The sequence below is a fragment of the Nocardiopsis sp. KDC1DS13DA1 genome (genome assembly GCF_055632325.1).
The window spans coordinates 85,449-110,540 of the sequence record NZ_JBVMUY010000014.1; the positions used below are offsets into that span (position 1 = coordinate 85,449).

20 protein-coding genes are annotated in these 25,092 nt (G+C 70.2%); 13 read left to right on the forward strand and 7 right to left on the reverse strand.

Annotated features, from left to right (window positions below; translation table 11 throughout):
* Positions 1–3,627: a TcpE family conjugal transfer membrane protein gene (locus tag ACTVAJ_RS08555; RefSeq protein WP_470387535.1), complete on the forward strand. Its 3,627-nt coding sequence runs from the start codon at positions 1–3 to the stop codon at positions 3,625–3,627.
* Between the two features lie 81 nt (positions 3,628–3,708).
* On the opposite strand, the gene thpD is transcribed toward ACTVAJ_RS08555, so the two are convergent.
* Positions 3,709–4,614, reverse strand: coding sequence for an ectoine hydroxylase (thpD, locus tag ACTVAJ_RS08560; RefSeq protein WP_470387536.1), 906 nt, complete (start codon positions 4,612–4,614; stop codon positions 3,709–3,711).
* A 508-nt stretch (positions 4,615–5,122) separates the two neighbouring features.
* On the opposite strand from thpD, the gene ACTVAJ_RS08565 reads away from it, so the two are divergent.
* The 4 genes from ACTVAJ_RS08565 (at position 5,123) to ACTVAJ_RS08580 (ending at position 11,207) form a co-directional block, all read left to right on the forward strand.
* Positions 5,123–5,782, forward strand: coding sequence for an HNH endonuclease family protein (locus ACTVAJ_RS08565; protein WP_470387537.1), 660 nt, complete (start codon positions 5,123–5,125; stop codon positions 5,780–5,782).
* Positions 5,783–6,135: 353 nt separating this feature from the next.
* On the forward strand, positions 6,136–8,613 hold the full coding sequence (locus ACTVAJ_RS08570; protein WP_470387538.1) for an ATP-binding protein: 2,478 nt from the start codon (positions 6,136–6,138) through the stop codon (positions 8,611–8,613).
* Positions 8,614–8,805: 192 nt separating this feature from the next.
* On the forward strand, positions 8,806–9,909 hold the full coding sequence (locus ACTVAJ_RS08575) for a hypothetical protein (RefSeq protein ID WP_470387539.1): 1,104 nt from the start codon (positions 8,806–8,808) through the stop codon (positions 9,907–9,909).
* Complete coding sequence (locus tag ACTVAJ_RS08580; protein WP_470387540.1) at positions 9,906–11,207, forward strand: DUF6891 domain-containing protein; 1,302 nt, start codon at positions 9,906–9,908, stop codon at positions 11,205–11,207. The genes ACTVAJ_RS08575 and ACTVAJ_RS08580 overlap by 4 nt, the downstream gene beginning before the upstream one ends.
* 37 nt (positions 11,208–11,244) lie before the next feature.
* On the opposite strand, the gene ACTVAJ_RS08585 is transcribed toward ACTVAJ_RS08580, so the two are convergent.
* Both ACTVAJ_RS08585 and ACTVAJ_RS08590 read right to left on the reverse strand, forming a co-directional pair.
* On the reverse strand, positions 11,245–13,023 hold the full coding sequence (locus tag ACTVAJ_RS08585; protein WP_470387541.1) for a serine/threonine-protein kinase: 1,779 nt from the start codon (positions 13,021–13,023) through the stop codon (positions 11,245–11,247).
* Positions 13,024–13,214: 191 nt separating this feature from the next.
* Positions 13,215–13,610, reverse strand: coding sequence for a hypothetical protein (locus tag ACTVAJ_RS08590; RefSeq protein ID WP_470387542.1), 396 nt, complete (start codon positions 13,608–13,610; stop codon positions 13,215–13,217).
* A 554-nt stretch (positions 13,611–14,164) separates the two neighbouring features.
* Here ACTVAJ_RS08590 and ACTVAJ_RS08595 point away from each other — a divergent pair.
* From ACTVAJ_RS08595 to ACTVAJ_RS08610, 4 genes are all read left to right on the forward strand, one after another.
* Positions 14,165–16,507 carry a type IV secretion system protein gene (locus ACTVAJ_RS08595; protein WP_470387543.1) on the forward strand — a complete coding sequence of 781 codons (2,343 nt, stop codon included), beginning with the start codon at positions 14,165–14,167 and terminating at the stop codon, positions 16,505–16,507.
* A 19-nt stretch (positions 16,508–16,526) separates the two neighbouring features.
* Complete coding sequence (locus tag ACTVAJ_RS08600) at positions 16,527–17,204, forward strand: hypothetical protein (protein WP_470387544.1); 678 nt, start codon at positions 16,527–16,529, stop codon at positions 17,202–17,204.
* 72 nt (positions 17,205–17,276) lie between these two features.
* Entirely contained in the window at positions 17,277–18,395 is a 1,119-nt protein-coding gene (locus ACTVAJ_RS08605) for a C40 family peptidase (RefSeq protein WP_470387871.1), read from the forward strand.
* Positions 18,388–19,149 carry a hypothetical protein gene (locus tag ACTVAJ_RS08610; protein WP_470387545.1) on the forward strand — a complete coding sequence of 254 codons (762 nt, stop codon included), beginning with the start codon at positions 18,388–18,390 and terminating at the stop codon, positions 19,147–19,149. Before ACTVAJ_RS08605 ends, ACTVAJ_RS08610 begins: the two co-directional genes overlap by 8 nt.
* Positions 19,150–19,161: 12 nt before the next feature.
* Here the strand turns inward: ACTVAJ_RS08610 and ACTVAJ_RS08615 are convergent, their stop codons facing one another.
* Positions 19,162–19,713: a thymidine kinase gene (locus tag ACTVAJ_RS08615; protein ID WP_470387546.1), complete on the reverse strand. Its 552-nt coding sequence runs from the start codon at positions 19,711–19,713 to the stop codon at positions 19,162–19,164.
* A gap of 397 nt (positions 19,714–20,110) precedes the next feature.
* On the opposite strand from ACTVAJ_RS08615, the gene ACTVAJ_RS08620 reads away from it, so the two are divergent.
* Positions 20,111–20,911 carry an ion transporter gene (locus ACTVAJ_RS08620; RefSeq protein ID WP_470387547.1) on the forward strand — a complete coding sequence of 267 codons (801 nt, stop codon included), beginning with the start codon at positions 20,111–20,113 and terminating at the stop codon, positions 20,909–20,911.
* Positions 20,912–20,990: 79 nt separating this feature from the next.
* Here the strand turns inward: ACTVAJ_RS08620 and ACTVAJ_RS08625 are convergent, their stop codons facing one another.
* Positions 20,991–21,236 (reverse strand): DUF397 domain-containing protein, encoded by a 246-nt coding sequence (locus ACTVAJ_RS08625; RefSeq protein ID WP_470387548.1) that lies wholly within the window; start codon positions 21,234–21,236, stop codon positions 20,991–20,993.
* Positions 21,233–22,105 carry a helix-turn-helix domain-containing protein gene (locus tag ACTVAJ_RS08630; RefSeq protein WP_470387549.1) on the reverse strand — a complete coding sequence of 291 codons (873 nt, stop codon included), beginning with the start codon at positions 22,103–22,105 and terminating at the stop codon, positions 21,233–21,235. The genes ACTVAJ_RS08625 and ACTVAJ_RS08630 overlap by 4 nt, the downstream gene beginning before the upstream one ends.
* 230 nt (positions 22,106–22,335) lie before the next feature.
* On the opposite strand from ACTVAJ_RS08630, the gene ACTVAJ_RS08635 reads away from it, so the two are divergent.
* From ACTVAJ_RS08635 to ACTVAJ_RS08645, 3 genes are all read left to right on the forward strand, one after another.
* Positions 22,336–22,890, forward strand: a complete 555-nt coding sequence (locus ACTVAJ_RS08635) for an ATP-binding protein (RefSeq protein WP_470387550.1) — start codon at positions 22,336–22,338, stop codon at positions 22,888–22,890.
* A 100-nt stretch (positions 22,891–22,990) separates the two neighbouring features.
* Positions 22,991–23,626, forward strand: coding sequence for a hypothetical protein (locus ACTVAJ_RS08640; RefSeq protein ID WP_470387551.1), 636 nt, complete (start codon positions 22,991–22,993; stop codon positions 23,624–23,626).
* A 121-nt stretch (positions 23,627–23,747) separates the two neighbouring features.
* Positions 23,748–24,056: a hypothetical protein gene (locus ACTVAJ_RS08645; RefSeq protein WP_470387552.1), complete on the forward strand. Its 309-nt coding sequence runs from the start codon at positions 23,748–23,750 to the stop codon at positions 24,054–24,056.
* Positions 24,057–24,558: 502 nt separating this feature from the next.
* On the opposite strand, the gene ACTVAJ_RS08650 is transcribed toward ACTVAJ_RS08645, so the two are convergent.
* Positions 24,559–25,074, reverse strand: a complete 516-nt coding sequence (locus tag ACTVAJ_RS08650; RefSeq protein WP_470387553.1) for a SixA phosphatase family protein — start codon at positions 25,072–25,074, stop codon at positions 24,559–24,561.
* Between the last annotated feature and the right edge of the window lie 18 nt (positions 25,075–25,092).

Consider the following 25,092-nt stretch of genomic DNA (forward strand, 5'->3'; position numbering starts at 1 on the left):
GTGGATCTGCCCACGTACACCAATATCTGGCGTATCGAGAAGCGGCTGTACAAGCTCTACGATTTCCGGCTGCCCATGCCGCTCCCGGTGGGGACCTTCGGGGTCGCGCTGGGGGTCTTCGCGATCTGGGTGGTGCTGCTCAGCATCCTCAACGCCCCGTTCACCTTCGGCAACGGCTGGCACCTGGTGCTCTGGGTGGTACCGCCCGGGGTGATCACCGTGCTGGCCACCCGGCCGGTGATCGAGGGCAAACGCCTCACCGAGCTGCTCATCTCCCAGGCCCGCTTCCTCACCGAGGCCCGTGTCTACACCAGGCTCGCACCCGAGTACGAGCCGGACGAGGCCCGGGTGGTGGTGCGCGTGTGGCACCGCCACCCGGACGCCGGGCCGTTGCCCGCGTCCGGACGGCGCCGGGGTGAACGCGCCGAGGCGACGCCGGAGACCGACCGGACCGCGGTCGGGGAGCTCCCGACGCGTCCCTCCCCGGATTCCGCGCCGCCGCTCGTGGGCGTGGCCGCACCCGTTCCCGATCTTCTCTCCGGGCAGGACGCCGGACCCGTCCCCGAGGAGGAGTCCGAGCACACCGTGCCAGGGGCCGCCGCCGGGACGGAGGAGGTCCCGGCCGACACGCGGCCCCCCGAGGACGCCCCCGACACGCGCGGCGTGACCCGCCGTGTCCTGAACTACTTCGGCATCGCCCTCGAACCCGTCGCTCCCGTGCCGTCGCGGGGTCGCGGGGACGGGTCCGACGAGCACGTCCGGGGCTCCGAACGGGACGAACCCGGGCAGGAGCGGGACGGCGAGGAGTGGATCTCCGGTCTGCGCGCGCACTCCGGGCGGCCCCCCGTCGGTCTCAGCTCCAGGGCCGCCCACGAGGTCGGTGACACCGGTGCCCCGAGCCGCGCCGAGGTCGACGAGGCGACCGGTGGGCCCGAGTCCGAGGAGGAGGCTGGGGCACCCGGGGTCGACGAGACGGCGGAGGTGTCCGGGGGGCCCGAACGCGTACGCGAGCGCCGCCGGGCCGAGGAGGTCATGGCCGCGCCCGAACCGGAGGCGGAGGAGTCGGCCCCCGCGCGCCGCCTGCGCGGACGCGTCCAGGGCATCAGGGTCGCCAGGGAACTGGACGAGCGCCGCTCCGAAGGCGTTCGTGAGCGCGCCCCGCAGGACCCGCCGTCCGGGCGGGCCCGGGGCACCGCCCTGCCCGCGGACGAGCCGCCGCGCCCGCCCCGCCGCAGGGGCCGCCCGCACGCCGCCCCCTGGGAGTTGGACGAGCCCCGCCGCGACGGCGGTGCCGTGCCGGAAGCCGAGGACGGGCCCGCGGACCGGGCCGGGCTCGGTGACCTGTCCGACTACGCCGAGCGCTACGCGGCCGCCACCGGCCGTTCCGCCGTGCCGGAGACCCCCTCCACCCCCTGGCTGCCGCCCGCCGCCTCGGCGCCCAAGGACACGGCGGACACCGCCCGCGAGGCCGACCCCGACACCGAGGACGGCGCGGACACCCCGGACACCGCGGTCGCTTCGGGCGGTGCGGCCGCACCGCCCGAACCGGACGTCCCGGACTCCCCGGACTCCCCGGAGCCCCCGACCGGCACCGACCTCAGGCTCCCGGCCGGAGCACCGCCGGAGCTGGACCACGGGACCGGCGAGCAGGAGGCGATGCCGGTCCGCCCGAGCCACGACCACGGCGACCGCGGGACCGGGTGGAACGAGCACATGTCGGTGCTCGACCAGCACCTCAGCAAGGCGGACACCCCCGCGCCGCCGCGGCCCAGGTTCGCCGACGCCCTGCGGGGCGGTGAGCGCGACCCGAAGGCCGCGGACCCGGCGCAGTGGTTCGACGACGGCAAGCGGCGCCACCCCGACCAGCCCAAGGTCGGCGACCGGGGGAACCCGGTGATCCCGGCCAGCGAGCTGCGCGAGGAGAGCGCGGCCGAGAGCGAGGAGTCGGCGGACACCGCCGTCCGGCCGGACGACTCCGGCGGGGCCGACCGGACCCACGGGGGAGCGCCCGCCGAGGTGCCCGAGGCCGAGTCCTCCGAGACCGGGGCGCCGGGTGCCACCGGTGACGTCGGTGACTCCAAGCCGCCCACCCAGCTCGACCACGGAACCGGCGAGCTGGTGAGCTTCGCCGAGGTCAGGGGCGAGGCCAGGGGCGCCGCCGCCGACCGCGCCGCCCCGCGATCCACCGTCGGCTCCCGGGACGCGTCCGACGGGGCGCCCGCTTCCCGCCGCACGACCGCGGACCTGGAGGAGGCCGAGGCCGCCGCGCTGGCCCGACGCCGTGCGGACGCCCGGCGCGACCCCGACCCCGACCCTGACCCCGACCCGGACTCCGGCTCCGGTTCCGGCTCGGACGGGCGTCCGGCCCCGGTCCTCGACCCGCGGGCCAACCGCAGCCTCGCGGACGTGCTCACGGAGGAGGGCACCGCCTCCCCGACCACGCGGGCCGGTGACGACCGGGCCGCGACCGGAGCCGGCTCCCGCACCGGTACCGACTCCTCCGCCGGTACCGATCCGGACGCGTCCGACGGCCACCCGGGCGGCGACCCCCACGACGGTGTCTTCCACCGGGTCGCGCAGAACGCCCGCAGGCTCGGCCACCTCTTCGGCCAGCCCGTTCCCGGGGAGGAACCCGAACCCCCGCGCCGGGAGGAGCCCGAGCCGCCACTGGAGCTCGACCACGGCACCGGCGAGCAGGAGCGGCTCGGCGAGGCCCCGGACGGGGGCCCGGACCCCCGCCCCGTGCCCACGGAGCCCGAACCCCGGGAGGGCGACACCGAGTCCGGCGGTACGCGCGGCTGGCGCCGCCTGGCCAAGGTGGTCACCGGCGGCGCCGCACCGGTCCGCTCCGACCTGCCCGCGAGCGACATCGCCCGGCTGCGCACCCCCCTGCCGGAGCCGCGCAGCCTGGTCGTGCTCGGGTGCACCGGCGGCGCCGGCCAGACCGTCACCTCGCTCATGATCGGGCACACCCTGGCCGCGCACCGCGACGAACCCGTGGTCGCGGTCGACGTCAACCCCGGTCCCAACGGTCTGTCCCGCCGGGTCGGCGCGCAGGCCCCCGAGACCCTCACCGCGCTGCTCGCCAACGCGGACGAGGTCGACGACCACGCGCGGATGCGCGACTACACCAGCCGTGCCAGCACCGGCCTGGAGGTCGTCCAGACCCTCGACGACCCCTACGTCCAGACGCTCGACGACCGCGACTACGGCCAGCTCGCCGAACTGCTCGGCCGCTTCTACGCGGTGACGCTCCTGGACCCGGCGGCCACGGGAGTGGCCCGGGCCCTGCCGGTGGCGGACAGCCTGGTCCTGGTGGCCCCGGCCAACGCCGACGCCGAGCGCGCCGTGTCCATGACCTTCGAGTGGCTGGACGGCAACGGCTACGGCGCCCTGCGGGCGAACTCGGTGCTCGTGGTCAACGGGGTGAGCAAGCGCAGTCTGGCGGACGTGGACGCCGCCGAGCGGGTGGCGCGCGGGCGCTGCCGGGCCATCGTCCGCGTTCCGTGGGACGACCACCTCGGCTCGTCCTACACCAGGATCGACGTCGGGGCCCTGCGCCCCGCGACCAAGCGGGCCCACGGTGCCCTGGGCGGGGTCCTGGTCAACTCCCTCACCCGCTCCTGAACGCGTCGTGCGGGCGGGCACGTGCCCGCCCGCACGGATGCGCCGGGTGGCGGTCGGGGACGGCCGCCCCTCAGCGGCGGCTCAGCGGCCGACCGGGGTGAAGTCGCGCGCGGACAGGAACTCCGGTCGCGGGCTGCTCGCGGCGAACGGCTTCACGCACGCGTTCTCGACGCTGTTGAACACGATGAAGATGTTCGACCGCGGGTAGGGCGTGATGTTGCCGCCCGACCCGTGCATGCAGTTGGAGTCGAACACGGTCGCGTCGCCCGCCGGGCCGGTGAGCACGTCGATGCCGTGCCGCTCGGCCAGCATGGTCAGCGAGCTCTGGTCCGGTGTGCCCACGTGCTGGCTCTGCAGCGACGCCTGGTAGTGGTTGTCCGGGGTCCGGCCGACACACGACACGAACGTCCTGTGCGAGCCGGGCATGATCATCAGGGCGCCGTTGTGCGTGTAGTTCTCCGTCAGCGGGATGGAGATGCTGGCCGCACGCATCCGCGACATGCCGTCCTCGGCGTGCCACGTCTCGAAGTCCGAGTGCCAGTAGAAGGAGCCCCCGCCGAACCCCGGTTTGTAGTTGATCCGGCTCTGGTGCACGTACACGTCCGACCCGAGGATCTGCCGGGCGCGGTCGACGAGCCGGGGATCGTTCACCAGGTCGTGGAAGACCTTGCTGATCCTGTGCACCTCGAAGATCGAGCGGACCTCGTCCGACGTCGGTTCGACGATCACCCGCCGGTCCCCGCGCAGCGCGCGGTCGGAGCTGAGCCGTTCCAGTTCGGCCCGGTAGGCGCTCACCTCCTCGTCCGAGACGAGGGACGGGACCTGCGCGTAGCCGCGCGTGTCGTAGGCACTGATCTCGTCGGCGGTGAAGGGCCCGTCCTCCGCCGGTCCCCAGACGACGGGGTCCTTGCGGTACAGGAGGGCGGGCTCGGTGGCCTTCCGGGTCGGGTACTCGTCCGCGGTCGGAGCATCCATCTGCAGAGTCATGGCCGATCCCCTCGGTGGGGGTTCATCCTCTCTGAGGTCGACGGTCGTCCTTACGACACGCGAACTTAACAAATTTCCGGAGACCTTTATGAGGATGCCCACCGGCAGTGTGTTTAGTAATTATTTGACTGGGTATTACTGTCATACTATATGGGGCGGAGATGGAAGTTGGGCCTCTCTTTTTCCTTCTTTTCCGATCCCCTTTCCCGCTGATGGCGCGCCTCACCTGCGGAGTCGCGCCACGTGTCTTCAGGGTACGCCTCGAATCGATATCTTCCCAGGTCGTCCAGTTGCGGGCATGGTCGTCGCGCAGGGGTGCGCAAGCCCGGACTTTTCCTGTGCGCTAGATCACAGGGATCTGGTACAGCGGTGAGATCGGGGTTTCTGCCGGGACCCGTCTGTGTCACTTCGGATTACGCACGAATTCCCCTGGCGGGACTGGTCCGGAAACCGTTGTCGGCGCACTGTGGTGGGGTCCCTTCCCTCCACCCGCTCCAGAGGAGAGAACGTGCCCACCACCCCCCGCTCCCCGGGCAGAGCCCTGGCGGCCCTGGCCGCCGCCGTCCTGCTCGTCGTCCTCGGCTGGGCCTCCCCCGCCGCCGCCGACCACGTCCTGCCGCCGGGCATCCCCAGCACCGGGACCGCCCAGAGCCAGCTCAACTCCCTCACCGTCGCTCCCAAGGGTCCCCAGAGCGGCTACGACCGCAGCCTCTTCCCGCACTGGGTCGACGTCCAGGGCAACTGCTCGGCGCGCCAGGTCGTCCTCATGCGTGACGGCCACGACGTCGTCACCGACTCCCGCTGCCAGCCCACCTCCGGCAGCTGGTGGAGTGCCTTCGACAGTACGTGGGTCCACGACGACCCGTCCCGGATCAGCGTCGACCACATGGTCCCGCTCAGCGAGGCATGGAAGACCGGCGCGCGCTACTGGAGCACGTCCGAGCGCCGTGCCTTCGCCAACGACGTGAACTCCTCACAGCTGTGGCTGGCCACCCCCTCCAGCAACAGCAGCAAGGGCGACGACGACCCGTCCGAGTGGATGCCGCCCAACACGGCCGTCCACTGCGACTACGTCAAGTCCTGGGTGAACGTGAAGTACCGCTACGACCTCACCGTCACCTCCGCCGAGCGGTCCGCCATCCAGTCCACGATCAACAACCGCTGCTAGAGGTCCCCGCCGACACGCGGGAGGGCCCGTCCCCGGGTCGACGGTCCCCGGGGCGGGTCCTCGTGCGTGTCGGCCGCACGCGGAACCTGCGGACGCTCCGGTCCGTGCCCGAACCGGAGCCGCCCCGGCCCGGACCGGAGGCCCCGCCCCGGGCCGTCCGTCCCGGACCGGACACCCCGGGACAGCCGGACCGACCCGGACGGTTCGGGTCCGGCGATTCGGGCACGCCGGAACACCGTCCACTTCTCTGCCCCCAGACGATGCAGCACTATGGGGGGTGGCACAGGCGGGAGGCCCGGGGGCGGCCCCGGATCGGGCACGCCCCGCCGCGACGCGACCAGAAGGGCAACCAGATGACCGGCACCAGGGGAACCCGGGGCGCGACCCGCCTCGCGGTCCGCTACTTCGACGACCGCGTGCTGTTCAGCGACAGCGAGGCCTGGGCCTACTTCCGCCTGCCGACGGTGTCCTACGAGTTCACCACCCCTGAGGAGCGCCAGGCACTCGCCACCAACATCACCATCGCGCTCGCCGCCATCCGGATGAACGACGCCGAGGTCCACCTCCGCGTCGCCCACCGCACCTACCCGGCCGCCGCCTGGGCCACCCGCCTGGACGGCACCGCCGACTCCGGCCCCGGCTGGTACGACTACCTCGACGAGATGTACCGCCACGTCTGGGCCAAGGACTTCTGGACCAAGGAGGTCTACCTCGGCGTCCGCCTGGGGCCGCGCAACGCCGGGGGCGGCCTCGGCCTCTTCGCCCAGCTCCTGGGCGCCTACCAGCGCACCGAACAGGTCCTCGGCATCACCGACGACGCCGTCGACGACCGGGAGATCGCCCGCTGGACCGATCAGTCCGAACGCCTCGGCCGAGCCCTCGCCGCCAGCTCGCTGCACGCCCGCCACGCCACCTCCGACGAGATCGCCTGGCTCGTCCGCCACGCCGTCAGCGGCACCGTCGAGGAGATCCGCCCCTCCGCGGTCGGGCGCCGCACGTGGGGCCGCGGCGAGATCGAGGCGCTCGTCGACGGAGTCGTGCACAACGGCCGCTCGTCCCTGCGCCTCGAACAGCCCGCGGGGTCCACCCACGTCGCCTACCTGTCCTTCGCCCGCTTCCCGGACCTCATGCCCTTCCCGGACGGCGAACCCTGGATGCACCACGCCGACGCCCTGCCCTTCCCCGTCGAGATGTCCCTGCGGATGAAGCTCATCCCGCCCGCCAAGGCCAGCAAGGACGTCGGCCGCAAGCTGGCGCACGCCCGCGACATGGACGCCCACATCCGCGAGGCCGGGGTCGAGGCCCCCATCGCCCTGGCCGAGCAGATCGACGCCGCCCGGATGCTGGAGCACGGCATCACCAAGGAGCGCCTGCCGTTCGTCTACGGCTGGCACCGGCTCATGGTCTCCGCGCCCACCGAACGCCTCCTCGGCCAGCACGTCGAGGCGGTCATCGAGCACTACCGCGACATCGGCATCGACGTCATCAACTCCACCGGGGACCAGTTCGCCCTGTTCAACGAGGCGCTGCCCGGCGACCGCATCCGCCTGGGCGCCTACGCCCAGCGCCAGCCCCTGCGCACCATCGCGGGCGGCATGCCCACCGCCACCGTCGACGTCGGCGACCGGGTCGACCACTCCGGCGGCGGCTGGGTGGGCCCCTACATCGGCGAGAGCATCGGCCGCGCCCGCTCCATCGTCCACTTCGACCCCATGGTCGCCGCGGCCCGCAACCGCCCCACCGCCATCGCCATCACCGGCGAGCCCGGCGGCGGCAAGACCACCCTCGCCCTCCTGCTCATCTACCAGCTCGCCCTGCGCGGGGTCACCGTCGCCGCCATCGACCCCAAGGGCGACGCCGAGTCCCTCGTCGAACTCCTCCAGCGGCGGGGGCGCAAGGCCCGCGTCATGTCCCTGGGGTCCGCCCAGCCGGGCCTGCTCGACCCCTTCGCGTTCGGCGACGACCTGCCCTCCCGCAAGACCATGGCCACCGAGACCCTCCGCCTCCTCCTGCCGCGCATGAGCGAGGAGCGCGAGTCGGCGATGATCCAGGCCGTGGCGGCCGTCGCCAACCAGCCGCGCCCGTCCCTGGCCAAGGTCGTCGACCACCTCGTCTCCTCGCCGGGCGCCGCCTCCCGCAACCTGGGCGCGGTCCTGCAGTCGATGTCGGAGATGCGCCTGGCCAGCCTGTGCTTCGACCCCCAGGGCGACGCCCGGATCGACACGGAGGGGTGGACGACCGTCTTCACCCTGGGCGGACTCACCCTCCCCGACTCCGGTGTGGGCCGCGACGACTACTCCTACGAGCAGCGCCTGTCCGTCGCGCTGCTCTACCTGGTCTCCCAGTTCGCGCGCCGCCTGATGAACGGTCTGGACCGCCACCTGCCCAAGGCGATCTTCCTCGACGAGGCCTGGGCGGTCACCTCCACCCCGGAGGGCGCCAAGCTCGTCCCGGAGGTCTCCCGCATGGGCCGCTCCCGCAACACCGCCCTCATCCTCGTCTCCCAGAACGCCGGTGACCTGCTCAACGAACAGGTCACCAACTGCCTGTCCTCGGTGTTCGCGTTCCGCTCCAGCGAGCGGTACGAGGTGGAGAGCGTCATGTCCCTGATGGGCGTCGAGCCCACCGAGGACCACCTCGCGGTGCTGCGCAACCTCGGCAACGGCGAGTGCCTGTTCCGGGACCTCGACGGCCGGGCGGGCCGGATCGGCGTCGACCTGGTCTCGGAGAACCTCCTGCGCTGGCTCGACACCAACCCCACCCGACAGCGGCCCGCCGAGGGCGACGACCTCGTGTCCGCCTCCGGCCAGGAGGTGGCGGACCGACGCTGACGGACGTTCCCGCACGTCCACGCTCACCCGGGTGCGTTCGCGGTAGGAACGGACAAGTCGCCGCAAAGGGGATTGGCGGCACCAGGTTCGGGGTCCGTCCGGGGTGGGGATGACCTACTCTGTCGGGTTTTCCCGTCCCGGCGCACCGACTCCGCACCCCGACCGAGACCCACCACTCACGAGGGACCGCCCATGAGTGAGGACGTGCCGCGCCCCGTTGTCGACCCCACCCTCCCCGACGTCCTGCGCGAGCGGATCGCGCGGGAGAGCCGGACCCCGCAGCCGCCCCCGCGCCGCGCCAACGGGGAGATCGTCACCCGCCCCGTCCGCGTGCGCGAGGGCGCCGTCCAGGTGCTCGCCGCCGGATTCACGACCGCCCTCGCGACGGCCGCCGGAGGCTGGCCCCTGGGCCTGGTCATCACCATCGTGATCCTCCTGGCCCAGGTGCTCGTGCTCGTCTGTATCGAGGACACCCACCCCGTGACACGGGTGATGGGCGCGACGGCCGGGGCGGGCACCGTCGTCGCCACCCCCGCCATGGTCATGGCGGCGCCCGACGGGATCGCCGCCGTGCCCTGGCTCGTACTCGGCGTCTTCGTCTCCCTCATCGGGGCCGACGCCGCCACCGCGCGGGTCAGCCGGACCCCCGACGACCACGAGGGCCTGGTCGTCCTCCCCGAGGACGTCGGCGACCACGCCCACGCCCACCTGGCGGCCGTCCAGCGCACCATCGACCGGGTCGCCTCCGCCCGGCGCGAACTCGGCGGCGGAGACTCCCTGGACACCGACCGCGCGCTCGCGGTGCTGCGCGACCAGGAGTGGCGGATCGCCACGCTCCTGGTCCGCCAGCGCGAACTGCGCCGCGCCCACCTGCGCCGCTGGCAGCGCGCGGCCTCCCCCCGCGTCCGGGAGGCCCTCAAACCCCAGCGCGAGCACCTGAACACCGTCGACGCCGCCGTCCGGGCCCGGGTCGAGGAGATCACCGAGTACGGGCGGATGGTCGAGCGCGCGGTCGCCGCGCACCGCGAGTGGGAGCAGTGCCAGGAGGCACTCGACTCCACCGCCGAGTACACCGAGCACCTCGCCTCGGCCGCCTTCCTCGACACCCGTCCCGCCGACCTCGGCGCGCTGACCGCCACCGCCGAGGCCGCCCGGCGCGTCCGCGACGAACGGGTCCGGCTGCTGGCCGGCCACGCCCTCACGGCCGGTGTCGCCCCGGAGTGGCCGGAGCCGGTCGGCCGCGCTCCGGGGGCCGTGACGCGAGTGCCCGCCGAATCTGACAGATTGGGCGCATGAGTGAAGTCTCCCAGCCCCTCGCCGCCGCCCGCCGTGACGCGATCGCCGACGTGGTGTACGGGAGGGGCGGATTCGTCGAGATCTACCGCAGGGCCGTCGAGGACCTCGCCCGCCCCTCCGGGCCGGACACCGGTCAGGAGGGCCCGGAAGCCCCGGAGGAGCCGGGGGCGGCGGTCCGTACCGCACTCGCGGCGGCCATCGACGACGCCATGGCGGAGCACGCCCAGAAGCAGCGCCGCTGGCCCGTCCGTACCGACGGCGATCGGCTCACCCGTGCCTTCCGCGCCCTCGACGAGTCCGGAATCCTCGCCCGCGAGGACTTCACCTGCTGCGGCGGCTGCGCCCGCGACGCGCTCCGCTCGGAGGTCGCCGCCCACGACACGGACGCGGGTTCCGCGATCCGCGGCTACGTCTACTACCACGCCCGGGAGACCGGGCCGGCGGCGGAGAAGGGCGCGCTCCGGCTCGGTTTCACCGCCGTCCACGAGGTCCGCCGCGCCGCCGTCGGCGAGGAGATCGCCGAGACACTCCGCGCGCACGGCCTCACCGTCGCCTGGAACGGTGACTCCGACGACGCGCTCACGGTCGAGATGGACGGCCGCTGGCGCCGCTGGGGACGCCGTGCCGCCCATCCGGGAGCCGACATCCACGGGGAACCGTTGGTCGAGGCCGCCTACACCAACCCGAGCCCCTACGCGACGCCCGCGTGGGTCACCCACTACGAGGGACGGGTGACCGTCCGCGAACTCGCCCGCATGGTGCTGCCCTGGCTGCCCCAGGACTTCACGGTGACGGTGACCAGTGACCGGGGGGAGACGGTCGTGATCGAGCGCGCCTTCGACGTGCTCCGGGTGCGCGAGACCGGACGCGCCCTGCCCCGCGAACGCGTGGAGGAGCCGCTCAGCCGCTGGGCGGTCGGCGGCGTCTGGCCGGAGGAGGACGCCGCGTCGACCGGGGACGGCATGGTCGACGTCAGCTACCAGGACACGTCCCAGGACGGCATCGGCTCGGTCGACGTCGCCGAACCGATGGAGACGGCCGCCGCCCGCGCCCTCGTCCACCAGCTCACCCCCGCCCCGGACAGCTTCGCGGTCTTCGTCGCCCGCGACGACTCGTGCGTGCAGATGATGTGGCACGCCGGGCCGCGGCTGTGGATGGAGACACCCGAGCCCCGGGAGTCCAGGTCCAGAGGTCGGTACGTCAGTGTCTCCGAGGCGGACGAGATGGTGCGGATCCTCGCGGAGGAGGGGCGGATCGCCCTCGACGAACTCGGTGGGCTGACGGTCCTCAACTGGTAGCGGGCGGGCGTGTCCGCGTCCGGGAGTACGGCCGCGCTCAGGACGCGTCGGGGCCGAACCCGAAGAACGCGCGCGCCCTGGGCGGGATCAGCAGCAGCCCGCCGATCACCAGGTTGAACACCAGGATCAGCGCGTACCAGACGAACTGGCCGAGTGCGTAGATCAGCACGTGGAACATCGTGTACGTCAGCAGTACCGACACCACGACCTGCACGATCATCACGGCGCCGTACAGGAGGCGCGACCGCGTCATCAGGCCCGTACCCGCGAACGCCGAGAACACCCCCCAGGCGCCGATCAGCAGCACCGTGCCCCACGCGTAATCCTCCGAGCCGTTGACCGCCTCAGCGGCGAACAGGGCCGTGAGCACCATGAGGTAGAGCGCGTTCAGCCCCAGCATGACCGCGGCGGTGACCACCGACGCGGGCTTGGGCGCGTCGGGCCGGTTCCCGTTCCACGCGGCCCGGCCGGCTCCGACGGGCGGCCGTGCGCCGACCTGCGGCGGCTGGCCGACGAGGCGGCCCGTGTGCGCGACGGGAGCGGATCCGGGACCGAACCGCGCCGTCGCGGCCGTCGGGTCGCCTCCCGGCCCGTGCGCCCCCGGCCGGGGGCCGTCGGGTCCCTGGTGCGCCCACTGCGGGCCGCTGGGCGGCTGGGCGGATGGGTGGCCGGCCGAGGTGGCGGGCGTGTTCGGGCCGGAGGCCCGCTGGACCGGCGCGGACTGGTGCGGCGTGCGCGGGCCCGGGGCGTGCGGACGGGGTGTGTGGTGCTGAGCCTGGCCGCCGGTGTCCGGCCGGTGCGGCCCCGAGGGGGCCTGGGCGGGCTGTCCGCCCGTCGGCCCGTGCACGGGCGCCTGCGGGCCGCTCACGGGGTGCTGGGGGCCGCTCGGGGGAGCCTGGGAACCGTTCACGGGCGGCTGGGGGCCGTCCGCGGGTGCGTGCGCGTCGTCGGTTTCGGCGGCTCGCTCCTCCCGGGCCGCTCTCTCCCGGTCCAGCACGCCGAGTGCCTCGGCGGGAGTGGGACGCTCCGCCGGGTCGCGGTTCAGCAGTGCGGCGATCAACGCGTGCAGCGGCGCGCTCGCGGAGCGGTCACCGGTGTCGGGGGCGGACAGCCGCGGCGGCAGCGGAGCGGTCAGGACGGCGCTGATGATCCCCGTGATGCTGTCCCGCTTGAACGGGGTGCGCCCCTCCAGCAGCGAGTACAGGGTGACGCCCAGGCTCCACAGGTCGGACGCGGGCAGCGCGCGCTCGCCCTCGAACCGCTCGGGGGCCATGTACTCGGGGGAGCCGATGTACACGCCGGTCTGGGTGAGCGCCGTGCTGCCGTCCACGTTCGCGATGCCGAAGTCCGTCAGCACGGTCCGGTCGTCGGCGGTGAGCATGATGTTCGCGGGCTTGATGTCCCGGTGGGTGACGCCCGCGGCGTGGGCCGCGCGCAGTCCGCCCAGGAGCGACCGGGCGACCTCCTCGACCCGGGTCACCGTCATGGGGCCGTGCGCGTCCAGGTGCTGCTGGAGCGAGGACCCGGAGAGCAGTTCCATGACGATCCAGGGGCTCTCGCCGTCGTCGAGCACGTCGTGGACGGCGACCACGGCCGTGCTGTGGATCCGGGCGGTCGCCTGGGCCTCACGCATACTGCGCGCGTGCGCCTCCGCACGGGCGTGCGGGTCCATGCCCTCGGGGAGCAGGACCTCCTTGACGGCCACGTCGCGTTGGAGGGCGGGGTCCCAGGCGCGCCACACCGTTCCCATCCCGCCCGCGCCGAGCCGCTCCCGCAGTTCGTAGCGGCCCACGGAGGAACGACCGTCGGACGACATAGGGGGCATCCCTTCTGGGGGCGGGGGACGATGCGCAGGCCAATCTATCCGAGAAGGGCTCACCGCCCCGGATTACGGCGCGGGTTACCGACATCTGCGTCCATCTCACTGTAAGTCGGGCTGCCCCGGGCGTCTCCGCGGTGCCGGGAGCTGACCGGTTGCGGTCATCGGGGGCGCCGTTGTTCCGGCGGTCACGGGTGGGGACCTCCGGTGATCCGCCCGGCGAGCGCGAGGGCGTCGCCGTCCCCGCCGAACTCCTCGCAGCTCACGGGACCGGGATCGGGCACGCAGTCGTGGCGGGGCGGACCGTCGTCCCCGGAAGCCCCGGAGCCCGCGGAGCCGGGAGCTCCGGAATCGGGGGCCGCCCGGGTGACGACGATGACCTCGCGGCCCTCCTCGTCCTCGTACCCGACCGACACCCTGCCGCTGCGGTGGTCCGCGTAGGCGAAGGTCGGTGCCCAGCCGTCGGCCGCCAGGAGGAGCATCGTGTCCGGATACCCGGAGCGTTCGCCCGCCGACACGTCGAACTCACCCCGCGCCCGCTCGACCTGGAGCCCGCGGTCCATCCCGGCCCGGGCGCTGGTCACCGGGCTCCGTCGGATCGGGGGAGTAGGGCGGTGGGGGTGGCTGCGGCGGCACGGTGGGGTCTCCGGGGTCGGAGGCGGGGGCCGCCCCCCCGGTGGGACGCGCGGCCGGGGCTGGGGGTTTTCGGCCGGGCGGCAATAGGGACTGTGGGTACTTCGGAAGCCGGGCCGAGCAGTGGGCGTCAGTCCGATTGATGGATGTATGTCCACTTTTGCTTGCGAAAGTGGATGTGACGCCGCTCATACTCGTGGCTGGGGTACTAAATTGTGGCCTGGTGGTTTATGGGTGTTCTGGAAGTCCGTTGATGTCTGTTACCTGCGCAAACGCGGGTGTTGTGTTGCTTCGCACCGGCCCGGTGGGGTGGCGTGTCGGTAGGAACCGGAAATCACGACGCGTTGCACTCATCTTCCGAGCCACCGATGAAGCACCATAGAGGATGGGGTAAGGACATGCGGGGGGCTGTGCCCGTGCGCGGTCTCGCTACGGCATGCGCGCGGGCGGAGTCACCGTGTCTGCCATCGACCCTCGGCCCGAACCACGACGCAGGAGCCAGCAGATGACGCATCAGCACGTCCGACGGCGCGGATGGCGACGCCTACTGATGATGTTCCTGCTGATGGTCGGGTTCGTCGTGATTCCGGCGACGACGGCGCAGGCGAACACGCTGTGCCCCGGCGAGCCCGCGCCGCTGCCGGAGGCCGCGGGGAGCGGATCGGACGGTCTGCTGGTTCCGCCCCGATCTCAGTCGGCTATTGAGGGTGCACCGGACGGTCTTCCGCCCGACGCGAGTATGTACGGGCAGTACGGGACGGCCGGAACCCAGTGGCACATGATCACCGAGTCATGCGTTGACGGCATCTCCAACGGGGCCCAGGCCACGCTGGCCAACACGGCGTGGGACCTGTCCAAGACCATCAACCAGTCGACGATCACCGTCTACCAGGCGGCCACCTCGGACGGTCTGCTGGCGAGCTTCAACGAGCTGGTGGAGAACGTCGTCGTCACCCTGCGGGAGGGTATCTGGCGCCCGCTCATCCCGACGGTCGTCATCCTCGGCGCCATCTGGCTCGGGTGGTACGGGCTGGTTCGGAAGCGCGTCACGCTCACCATCGAGTCCACGGTGTGGATGGTGGGCGCGGTCGCGCTCGGCATGTGGATCCTGGTGAACCCGGCGCAGATCATGGGTATGGCCAGCGGACTGGTGAACTCCGGAAGCCAGTTGGTGACCAGCACAGTGGGCCAGGTGCCGTACGGAGGAGGTTCGGGCACATGTCCGGCCGGGGCTGAGGCACCGGAGCGGGCGGAGTGGGAGTCCGAGGCGGACTTCCAGGTCCGTCGGAACGCCGACATGCTGTGGTCGAGCCTGGTCTGCCAGCCGTGGGTGGCGGGGCAGTTCGGCAACGACGGGTTGGCAGAGGATGCCTCCATCGATCATGCCTCCGACCTGATTGTGGCACAGGGAATCAGCCGAATCGAGCAGCAGCAGATCGCTGACGGACAAGTTGACCCAGCGGAACTTGTCTCGGAGAAACAGGAATCCTACGAAGCCATTGCTGCGGACATTGAGTCGACGTACCCAAGTGTTTATCCGCTTTTTTCTGGTGAAGATCAGGGAAGTCGACTGGGTGTTGCTACGCTTGCGCTCTTCGCAGCGTTTTTCGCAGGTGGGTTGATTCTTGCGGGTTCCGTGGCGCTGATCGTGTTGAAGATCGCCTTCCTGCTCCTGTTCCTGCTCGCACCGATCTTCCTGCTCATCGGTATCCACCCCGGTTACGGCCGCATGGTCATGCTGAGGTGGGTGGAACTGATGGTCGGCTTCCTGCTCAAGCAGATCTTCATCGTGCTCCTGATCTCCCTGCTCGTGATGTGCTACGGGATGGTCATGTCGAGCACGCTCGGATGGGGACTGCAGATGATCCTGCTGGCCCTGTTCACCGTCGCTCTCTTCGTCTACCGCAAGCCCTTCGCCTACCTCTTCACCTCAGTCAACGCCAACACCTTCACCTCGCGCATCGTCAACGACGTCGCGCAGAGCCAGGCCCTCAGCAAGAGCGCCGTGGTACTGCCCCCGATGGCCAACCTCAAGGCCCAGGCGTGGGGGCTGCGGAGGGCTCCGCAGATCGCCGCTGCTGCCTCCGGGGTCCCTGCGGGCGGTGGAGCACCTGGTGCGCAGAACGGTGTGGCGGAGGCAGGAACCGGAACCGGGGAGGAAGCCTCCGGCGAGGGGGCTCCGATCCGGGGGGATGGTGTCCGGGCACGCGGAGCCGCGGGCTACGGGCGTGTGCGTGGTGAGCGGACGGCTCCTCCGCTCAACGTGCACAGGTCCGGCTCCGCCTCCTCCGGCGGTGGCCAGCGTCCGGAGAACACCGCGCGGAGCAGTGAGCAGGCACCGAGCCTCAGTGGTGGCGGCTCGATCCCGCCCCGGCCGACCGGCGGCTACACCGGTACCGGAGACAGCGGTTGGTCCTCGGTGTTCGGAACGGACTCCGGTGGCCGAGCTTCCACCGACCGCCGTGACAACGGGGGCGGCGGCTCTCTGTTCGGCGGAGGGGCTCCCGCCGCTGACGGGCGTGCCGCCAGTGCCGAACGACCGGAACCCAGTACGGGACGGGGGATCTTCAACGGCCGGGAGGACACCCCGGCGAAGGGCAGCTTCGGCAGCCGGGGCTCCCGCTGGGGAGCGCCCAGGGAGCGACGGGAACGACCTGCGCCGCAGCGCCCCGCCCGCCCGGCTCCTCAGAGCGGAGGCGGAGGCCGAGGCGACGGGGACGGCGGATGGCTGACCGGCTCCGGCAAGCGCAAGAATGACGCACCCATCACCCCGTTCTGGGGAGAGACCAGTGCCTCCAGGACCAGGGATCGCAAGCGTGACGTCCCCTTCTGGCTGAACGACGACTGACGTACGAAGGCTCCGAGCGATGCCCAACTCTCTGTCCGAACGCGCCCAGCGGCTGGTCTTCATCGGCCTGATCGTGGTCCTGGTCGCGTTCGGCCTCTATCTCACCCTCGGCGGATTCGGCGGAGGTGACGATGACACCGAGGAGCCCGCGGCAGCCCCCGAGGAGGCGCGGTCCGGCGAGAACGGGTCAGGTGACGACTCGTCGCTCGACGGCCTGTCCACGGTCGAGCCGAGCCCGATCACCACGACGGAGGAGGACGACGTCGACGTCCTCACGTGGTTCCCGTTCGAGGAGGACGAACTCCGGGTGGCCGGTGCCACGGCGAGGGAGTTCTCCGAGGCTTACGGAACCATCGACTACTCCCAGTCCCCGGAGACCTACTTCGGTGCCATGGAGGAGCTGGCCACCGACGAGTACGCCGAGGTGCTGGCCGACACCAGCAGGGTCGGTGCCTTCTGGGAGGAGATGTCAGAAGCCGAGGCTGTGGCCGAGGGACGTGCCGAGATCGACCGGATCCGTACCTTCGGAGAGGACTCCGTCACCTTCGTGGTGACGGCGCAGTCCATCACCGAGACCGGTGACGCACAGTTCGACGAGAATCTCGGCGAGTTCGCAGTGACCGTTGTTCGAGAAGGCGGCTCCTGGCTGGTCTTCGACTTCCAACCCGCCGACGTAGGACAGTTCGGGGAGGAGTAGCCCTTGTTCCCCCGTTTCACCCCCACCCCCACGACCACCTCCGACTCAGGCGCTACGGGCATGTGGGTCGGCATGACGGCCGCGATCATGGTCGCCCTCATGATCTTCCTGACCATGTTCATGGTTCCGCTGATCACCAACTCGACACAGCAGATCAGCAGCTACCTGGCGAACGGACTCGCCTGCGGGCCCAACGCCGACGCTGAGCAACCCGGTGCCAGCGGCTACGCCATGGACTCCATTCCGGAGAACTACCTGGAGCTGTACAGGGAGGCCGGAGCGGACCGGGGGATTCCGTGGAACATCCTCGCCGGAGTCGGTCAGGTCGAGTCCCACCACGGCCGGTGGGAGGGGCCGGGAATCACTGAGGGACACAACGACTGGGGTGCGGCGGGTCCCATGCAGTTCGGAGCGTTGGACGGATCCGCCGCCGGTAACAGCTGGGGCGGCGAGCCGATCCAGGCGGTCGGCGACCGGCCGGACGGCGGGTACGGACTCGACGGCAACGGCGACGGCATCGTCAACGTCTATGATCCGGGCGACGCGATCCCGGCGGCCGCCGACTACCTGATCGCACACGGCCTGCAGGACGACGTCCGACAGGCGATCTTCGGCTACAACCACGCCTGGTGGTACGTGGACGACGTGATGGAGTGGGCCGACCGGTACGCCGACGGTGCATTCGACACGTCCAACTCCATTCGCACGGCGGTGCTGTGCGAGCTGGACACCGAGGGACTCCCGATCGGTCGGGCCCCGGACGAGCTGACCCAGGCCGTGATCGACTGGGCGCTCGACCAGCGGGGAAAGCCCTACATCTGGGGTGGCACGGGGCCGACCGGTTACGACTGCTCGGGACTCACGATGAAGGCCTACGAGAGCATCGGGGTCACCATTCCCCGTGTCTCGCAGGACCAGTGGAGTTTCGGCCCGGAGATTCCCATCGGCGAGGAACAACCAGGTGACCTGGTGTTCTTCGACGTGACGCGTGCAGGTGAACCACCGGGGCCCGGTCACATGGGAATGGTGATCGGGGACGGTCTGATGGTGGAGGCCTGGTGCACCAACTGTGGCCCGATCGCTGTGCGCGAGTACGATGACCCCAACCGTTCGGACATCGTGGGTTTCACGCGTCCGTTGCAGCACCCAAACGTGGTCGCTCAGTTGGAGGCAGCCGATAGTCGTGGATGACACGAAGGAGCTAGTTCGGAAGAAGGGCCTACGCGGCTGGCGAGCTGCGGTTGCCGTCTTCGGTTGCGGGACAGTAGCAGCTTTCGGTGTCTTCGGTGCGATCATCAGCGTTCTGAATTTGCTGCTCACCACGGCGGCATCTGGGATCTCCTCTGATGACGAAGAAGTTCCGGTGGCAGTTCAGCCAGCTCAGCCGCGTGAGGATTTGGAATCGGGGGCGCTGGATCTTTGTTCTGATTATCTGATGGAGATATCAGATATTGAAATCCAGAACACTCTGTCTGCGGATCATTCGGATAGTGCTCAGAATCCCGAATATGACAGTGATACCCTTAGGATGGTGACAGGGGAGTGCAGATTTGATGTGACACCGCAGTACGGATCTACCGCACAGTGGGTGTTTGACTTTGATTTCGACGCGGTGATCTACGACCCGGAGCAAGATCGTGATCAGACAGCCACAGAGATTCTGACGCAGCGACTTGGCGCGGTGGAGGATGAGTTGGTGTCAGTTCAGTCCCGGTCTGAGCATGACTGGTCTGATTTCTCTCGCTCAGTTTATGGAGAGGGCGCCAATGGTGCATCAAAATACATTGTAGTTTCTCGAACTCGCAGTGCAGTATATGTCGTGGCGTTCGCGGGAATTCCTGACAGTGTGGAACGGGGAGTCGTTCCAGAATTTGACTTCCAGCGTCAAGCGGAAGCCTTGGTTGGCCGCCTGAATGAAAGATTTTTCAGGGTAATTCCAGAATAGAGGGGACTGGGGTCAGGCGACACCGGCCATGAAGTGGTGGCGGCACAGCGTCGTGTACGACTCGTTGCCCCCGATGTGCACCTGCTCGCCCTCGTAGACCATCACGCCGTCCACGACCCGCGCGTTGTGCGTCGCGCGCTCACCGCACCAGCAGCGCGCGTACACGGGAAGCACCTCTATCTTGTCGGCGAGCTCGACCAGGCGCTTCGAACCCGGGAACAGCCGCCCCTGGAAGTCGGTGAGGATCCCATAGCAGTACACGTCGATGCGCATCCCGTCGACCGCCCCGGCGAGCTGGCCGACCTGCTTGAACGACAGGAACTGAGCCTCGTCGCAGATGACGTACGGGACCTTGCGCTCGGCGATGTCGTCGTACAGGTCCAGGTCGTCGCCGACCTCGACGGCGGGTGACGTCAGGCCCAGGCGCGACGAGATGATGCCCGCCCCGGCGCGGTCCTGCTTCGTGTACAGAACGCCCTCACCACCGCGTGAGTGGTGCTCCTGGAGAGCCATCGTGCTCTTACCCGAGTTCATCGACCCGGTGAAGTACTTCAGCTCCGGCATGCATCTTCCTCGGTCGCGGGCGCTGTCCGACGGCACGGGCTCCCTTGCCGCGGCCAGCTGTGAAGATACCAGCGGCTCCCCGTCCCCCGTGAATCGCTGTTCCCCTCCCGGTCTCCGGTGTGTACCCGAGGGCGGGGTGTGACCGTGTCACTTACGGTCCTCGGTGCCGAGGGGCGAACCCCATCCGAAAACAGGGGTGTGGGATGTCGCACCCAGGTGGCGCTACACCACCGCTGCCCTGAACCGACCGCATCCGCGATCCGGGCTCACTTTCGGTAGAGCGGGAAGTGGCCCAAAGGGCGGGCCGACTCCTTCGCTATATTTGGTCGCTGGCTGCCCGAATGGGGGTGAGATTTACGGAGGGGGCGTGACATTGCGGCGTGATCAGGTCACACGCATGGTGGAGAGTCGGTGGTTCTCCAGCCTGATGCTTCTGGTGATCCTCACGAATGCCGCCGTTTTGGGGTTGGCCACTTACGGAGGTTCCGCCCTGCCGTATCTCCTCGTGGTGGAACGCGTCTTCATCGGGCTCTTCATCATCGAGTTGGCGCTCAAGATCCACGCCTGGCGGGGCCAGTACTTCCGCAGTGCCTGGAACTGGTTCGACTTCCTCGTCGTGGTTGTCTCCGTGGTCCCGGCGACCGGTCCGTTCTCCGTGCTCCGGGTGCTGCGCGTGCTGCGGATCCTGAGGATCATCAGCGCGGTGCCCCAGATGCGGATGATCATCACGGCCCTGTTCCGCTCGGCCCCCGGGATGGGCACCGTGATCGGCCTGCTCCTGGTGATCATCTACTCCGCGGCCGTTCTCGGGCACCAGCTGTTCGGTACGAACGTGCCGGAGTACTTCGGGGACCTGGGGACGACGCTGTACACCCTGTTCCTGGTGATGACCACGGAGAACTGGCCGGACGTCGCCGACGCCGTCCTCACCCACCATCCGATGGGCTGGATGTTCTTCGTCGTCTACATCGTGCTCACGACCTTCATCATCCTGAACCTCGTGATCGGCGTGATCGTCACGTCGATGGAGCAGGAGGTCGACAAGGCCATGTGGGCCGAGGACCAGGAGTTGGAGGAGGTCCAGCACAAGGCGGTGATGGACCGACTCGCCGAGCTGAGCCAGCAGGTCGAACGGCTTGAGCGGTTGGTGCGTGAGCGAGACGAGCAGCCGATGAGCCCACCCGTGAGTGAGAACTAGCGGCCCTGGGCAGCCGAACACCCGGAGGCCGTGAGGGGTGTGGCGTCCGGGTGCTGTGCGTGTGGGGGCCAGGAGGGGGTCAGAGTCGAGCGGTCCTGAGGAAGGAGGACCACTCGCCGGTGGGGAAGGGGAGGTAACCAGCGCTGGGGTGCTTCGAATCGCGGATGGCGGCCCCGCTGGGAAGGTCGCCGACCTCGACGCAGTTGACGTCCCGGCCGCTGTAGCTGCTCTTCCGGAAGTTCGTGGGGATGTGGGCGACCTCGACGCAGTTGACGTCGTGTGCGCTGTAGCTGCTCTTGTGGAAAGCCAACTTCGGGGTTCTCATCTGGTGGTCTCCAAGGTCTTGATCCGGTCAGCGAGGTACTCAGCGGACTCCGACGAAGAGATGGCGGCTCCTTGAACGTCTCCGAAGGTTGCAGTGTAGAGGTTGATGTCATCTGGCTCTTCGAGGTACAGAACGTCTGTCAGTGTGGGAACGCAGATGATCGTCGGATCCAGTGGGTTGGGGAAGTCCAGGATGACGAACGGGCCCGCGAGGCCCGCGTGCGACCCCTTGCTGAAGGGCAGGATCTGGATGTCTATGTGAGGCATCTGAGCCATGTGCAGCAGGTACTTGAGCTGCTGAATCGTCACCTCCGAGGATCCCATGAGGCGATGGAACGCGGCTTCGTCAATCACGGCTCGGTAGATAACCGGGTTGAAACGCGTGAGGATCTCACGGCGAGCCATACGGGCCTCTACACGCCGTTGGATCTCCTCTGGGCTCGTGAAGCGACCACCCCTGAGTAGCGCAGCGGTGTAGTCCGGAGTCTGGAGCAGCCCTGGGATGACCTGAGCCTCGTAAGTTCGTAGGTTGGACGCCTCGGCTTCGAAGTCCGGGAGGGACTCGCTCTTGAAGACGTCCTTGTACTGGGTCCACCAACCTCGGATCTTCGCGTCGCGTGCGAGTTGATGGAGGGCTTCGCGCTTCGAGAGATCCTCGATTTGGTATAGATCAAGCAATTTGTCCAAATCACCCGGCTTTATGGTCTGAATCTCGCCGTTCTCGATCATGCTGAGCTTGCCGGGAGACCATTTGAGTGATTTTGCCGCGTTCTTGCTGGTTAGCGGTATCTCCTGGCGCGCACGGCGCAGTTCTGCTGACAGGCGTCGCCGTCGGATTGAGGGGCTTCTCGGGTGATTTTGTGTGGTCATGTGAGGGTTGCTCCCGAGGAACTTCTCGGAAATTCAGCAGGGCGCTTGACGGGGCTGAATTTCAATCAGAGTATTGAAGTGTAGCCGAAGGGCGCTGGATGACTGTTGGTTCGCGCTGGCCAGGCTACGCCGTGCCCCATCCCGGCGTCCCGGGATTCTCGAACTCATCTGTTGCGGGCACAATTCATCCCTTTTGTCCCTACTCCGACATGTCAAGGAGTGTGCTCGCCATGCCCGTAACCCTTCGGACGGCTGACCTCGGCGAGGTCACCGTGCCGCTCGCGACCCTCATCCAGCCCCGGTGCAGGCACTACTTCTCCGGGCGACCCGAGCGCTCCAACTACCGGGTCCGGCGTTACGACTTCCCCGGCACCCCCGCCGTGATGCCGTTGGTCAGGGCGTTCCTCGACACCTGCGCCGCGAACCGGTCCGAGGACTACCGCTACCTGTTCACCCTCCTCGGGTCGGAGCTGGCGAACAACGCCGTCCGGCACACGTGTTCGGGGCTCCCCGGCGGTACCTACAGCCTGGTGGTCGACCGGTACCGCGACGGCCTGCACCTGGTCTGCCGGGACGGCGGGACCGGCGGCTGCGCCCGGTCCGGAGTCCCCGCCGTGGACCCGAACGGGCTCGACCTCAGCGTCGAGTCAGGCCGGGGCCTCGCCCTGGTGGACGCGTTCGCGACCGACTGGGGAAGCAGGGCGTGCGGTCGGACCAGGCACGTCTGGTGCTACCTCGCCTTCGACCTCGAAGACAGCCTGTGGGACGCGTCCCCCGCGGCCTGATGCCACCACGGGGCGGGGCACGCCTGCCCCCGCGCCCGGCCCCGACCCCGCATCCCCCGCGTGTACGACGACCCGCCCCCACGACCACAGGCAGGACTCGATGACCGTGAACAGCGTCCCCTTCGCCCGCTCCGGTGGCGCCCCGACCTCTCCCGCCTCCGCGACGGTGGCGGCGGCAGCACCCCCTCGCCCCCGGTCGCCCGGGACCGGCCGGACACACGGCCCGGAGTGCGAGCGCTGCGACCACCCGACCTGCCGGGGGATCCGGGCGCGGTCGCTTCCCCTGCGCGGCGGACACCGTGCCGAGTACGCCCGCGAACACGCGAGGGCGGCGGCCGTCCAGGCCAGGTGCCCGCACCTGGTGATGTGGTTCGGCGAGTCGACCCAGACCTACTGGGTGATGACCCCGGACGGGCTGGTGGAGGCCGAGGGCGTCGACGAACTGCTGCTCGTGCTCCGGCCCCACACGGGGCACACCCCAGCCCCGGAACCGCGCCGGGCCACGGCCTCGACCCCGGGTCCGCCCCGGGAACCGACGGCCCCGGCTCCATCCGATCGGCCGGTGGTCCCGCACCCCCGCCGGGAGTCGTACTCCCGCCACCGCACACCCGGCCCCGGCGAAGGAAACCCGACGCTCACGGAGGCGCGGTGGCCCGCATCGGCGGCGATGACCGACCGTCGGACGGATACCGCTCCCGGCCGGAGGCGGCTCCTGATGCGGACGGGGCGCACGTGACCCGTGAGCATCGTTTCGCCTCACCGTGGTCACGCTGCTGACCTGCTCCCTTACGGTCCGCTTATGTCAAGGCGGTACGAAGGGGGCGAGCCTACGAAGTGAGTGAGCGATGTTCGACGACATGATCGATTGGTTCAAGGGCCTCTTCGGAGGGGCTGCGGAGGAGGCGGCACAGGGAGTTTCCGACACCGTGGCCGAGGCCGGCGGCGGGCTGGACGCCGCGCAGGAGACGGCGCAGTCCTTCGGCGAGGACACGATGGGCGCCGCCACCGAGAGCGCCCAGGCCTACGGTGAGGAGGCCTTCGGCGGGGCCGCCGAGACGGTGCAGGGATTCCAGGAACAGGCCGACACCGTCGGCGGCATCGTCGAGGACCCGGGCGGCGCAGCCACAGACGCGGCCACGGACCACTTCTTCGGCGACAACCGCTGACCCTCCGGTCACACGGGACGACTCGCGTGGGGAGGCCCGGAACTCCGGGTCTTCCCACACTGGGGACGACACCGATGCGCGAACCACCGCGCTGGTGTCGTCCCTCTCGGTCACCGCATCCTTCCCGGGAGCACCCCCACCGCCCGCCACAGGTGTGGTGGACAAGCCTTCGGCCGGGCACGCTCCGCGGCGGCTCTGATGGTCGCCGACCCGGCCCCGGACCTGCGCCGCTCCGAAACCGCCCGGGACGGACCGGGCGGACACGCTTGGCCGGACCGGTCCCGCGCCACCGAAGATTCCCCGTCGACCCGGTCCAGGCCGGGGCGAGCACACGGGGCCCAAACCAGCCGACCGGGTGAGTCCGTCTCCGGACCCCAACTGCTGTGCGGCCACCAGGATCTGCCGCCGACCTGCGTGAGCTGCGCGGCCGCCGCCGACGACGGCGGAACACGCACACCTTCGCTCCGGGGTCCTCCCACGGCGAGATCCGGGGCCGCGCCGGTCAGCCGGACGGGGTCCAGTAGCCGACCAGGCGGCCGACCCCGTGCTCCACCTCGTGCCAGGGTCCCTCGAAGGTGAGGAGCGCGACGGAGCTGGCGGGGAAGCCCGAGAGGTTCAGGCGCGCGAGCAGATCGCTGTCGGCCTCGCCGGTGAGGGCGTCGGCGAGCCAGTGCAGGCCGGGGTTGTGGCCGACGATCAGGAGGCCGTCCACGTCGTCGTCGGTCTCGTGGAGCATGCCGACCAGGTCGTTCGGGGCCGCCTCGTAGAGCCGTTCGTCGAAGACGGTCCTGGAGGGCGCGGACAGTTCGGGTTCGGCCAGTCCCCAGGTCTCGCGGCAGCGGGTCGCCGTCGAGCTCAGCACCAGGTCGAAGTCGGGTCCGTTCCGCGCCAGCCAGCGCCCCGAGGCGGGGGCCTGCTCGCGACCGCGGTCGGACAGCGGGCGTTCGTGGTCGACGTCGTGGGACCAACTGGCGGTGGAGTGGCGCAGGAGCGCGACGCGGCGTGTCTTCTCACCCATGGTGGTGATCGTCGCACA

Coding starts and splice junctions, on each gene's coding strand:
- thpD (WP_470387536.1), bottom strand. CDS start 4,614: ATGACTCTGCAGATGGATGCTCCGACCGCGGACGAGTACCCGACCCGG.
- ACTVAJ_RS08570 (WP_470387538.1), top strand. CDS start 6,136: ATGACCGGCACCAGGGGAACCCGGGGCGCGACCCGCCTCGCGGTCCGC.
- ACTVAJ_RS08575 (WP_470387539.1), top strand. CDS start 8,806: ATGAGTGAGGACGTGCCGCGCCCCGTTGTCGACCCCACCCTCCCCGAC.
- ACTVAJ_RS08580 (WP_470387540.1), top strand. CDS start 9,906: ATGAGTGAAGTCTCCCAGCCCCTCGCCGCCGCCCGCCGTGACGCGATC.
- ACTVAJ_RS08585 (WP_470387541.1), bottom strand. CDS start 13,023: ATGTCGTCCGACGGTCGTTCCTCCGTGGGCCGCTACGAACTGCGGGAG.
- ACTVAJ_RS08595 (WP_470387543.1), top strand. CDS start 14,165: ATGACGCATCAGCACGTCCGACGGCGCGGATGGCGACGCCTACTGATG.
- ACTVAJ_RS08600 (WP_470387544.1), top strand. CDS start 16,527: ATGCCCAACTCTCTGTCCGAACGCGCCCAGCGGCTGGTCTTCATCGGC.
- ACTVAJ_RS08605 (WP_470387871.1), top strand. CDS start 17,277: ATGACGGCCGCGATCATGGTCGCCCTCATGATCTTCCTGACCATGTTC.
- ACTVAJ_RS08615 (WP_470387546.1), bottom strand. CDS start 19,713: ATGCCGGAGCTGAAGTACTTCACCGGGTCGATGAACTCGGGTAAGAGC.
- ACTVAJ_RS08620 (WP_470387547.1), top strand. CDS start 20,111: ATGGTGGAGAGTCGGTGGTTCTCCAGCCTGATGCTTCTGGTGATCCTC.
- ACTVAJ_RS08625 (WP_470387548.1), bottom strand. CDS start 21,236: ATGAGAACCCCGAAGTTGGCTTTCCACAAGAGCAGCTACAGCGCACAC.
- ACTVAJ_RS08630 (WP_470387549.1), bottom strand. CDS start 22,105: ATGACCACACAAAATCACCCGAGAAGCCCCTCAATCCGACGGCGACGC.
- ACTVAJ_RS08635 (WP_470387550.1), top strand. CDS start 22,336: ATGCCCGTAACCCTTCGGACGGCTGACCTCGGCGAGGTCACCGTGCCG.
- ACTVAJ_RS08640 (WP_470387551.1), top strand. CDS start 22,991: ATGACCGTGAACAGCGTCCCCTTCGCCCGCTCCGGTGGCGCCCCGACC.
- ACTVAJ_RS08645 (WP_470387552.1), top strand. CDS start 23,748: ATGATCGATTGGTTCAAGGGCCTCTTCGGAGGGGCTGCGGAGGAGGCG.
- ACTVAJ_RS08650 (WP_470387553.1), bottom strand. CDS start 25,074: ATGGGTGAGAAGACACGCCGCGTCGCGCTCCTGCGCCACTCCACCGCC.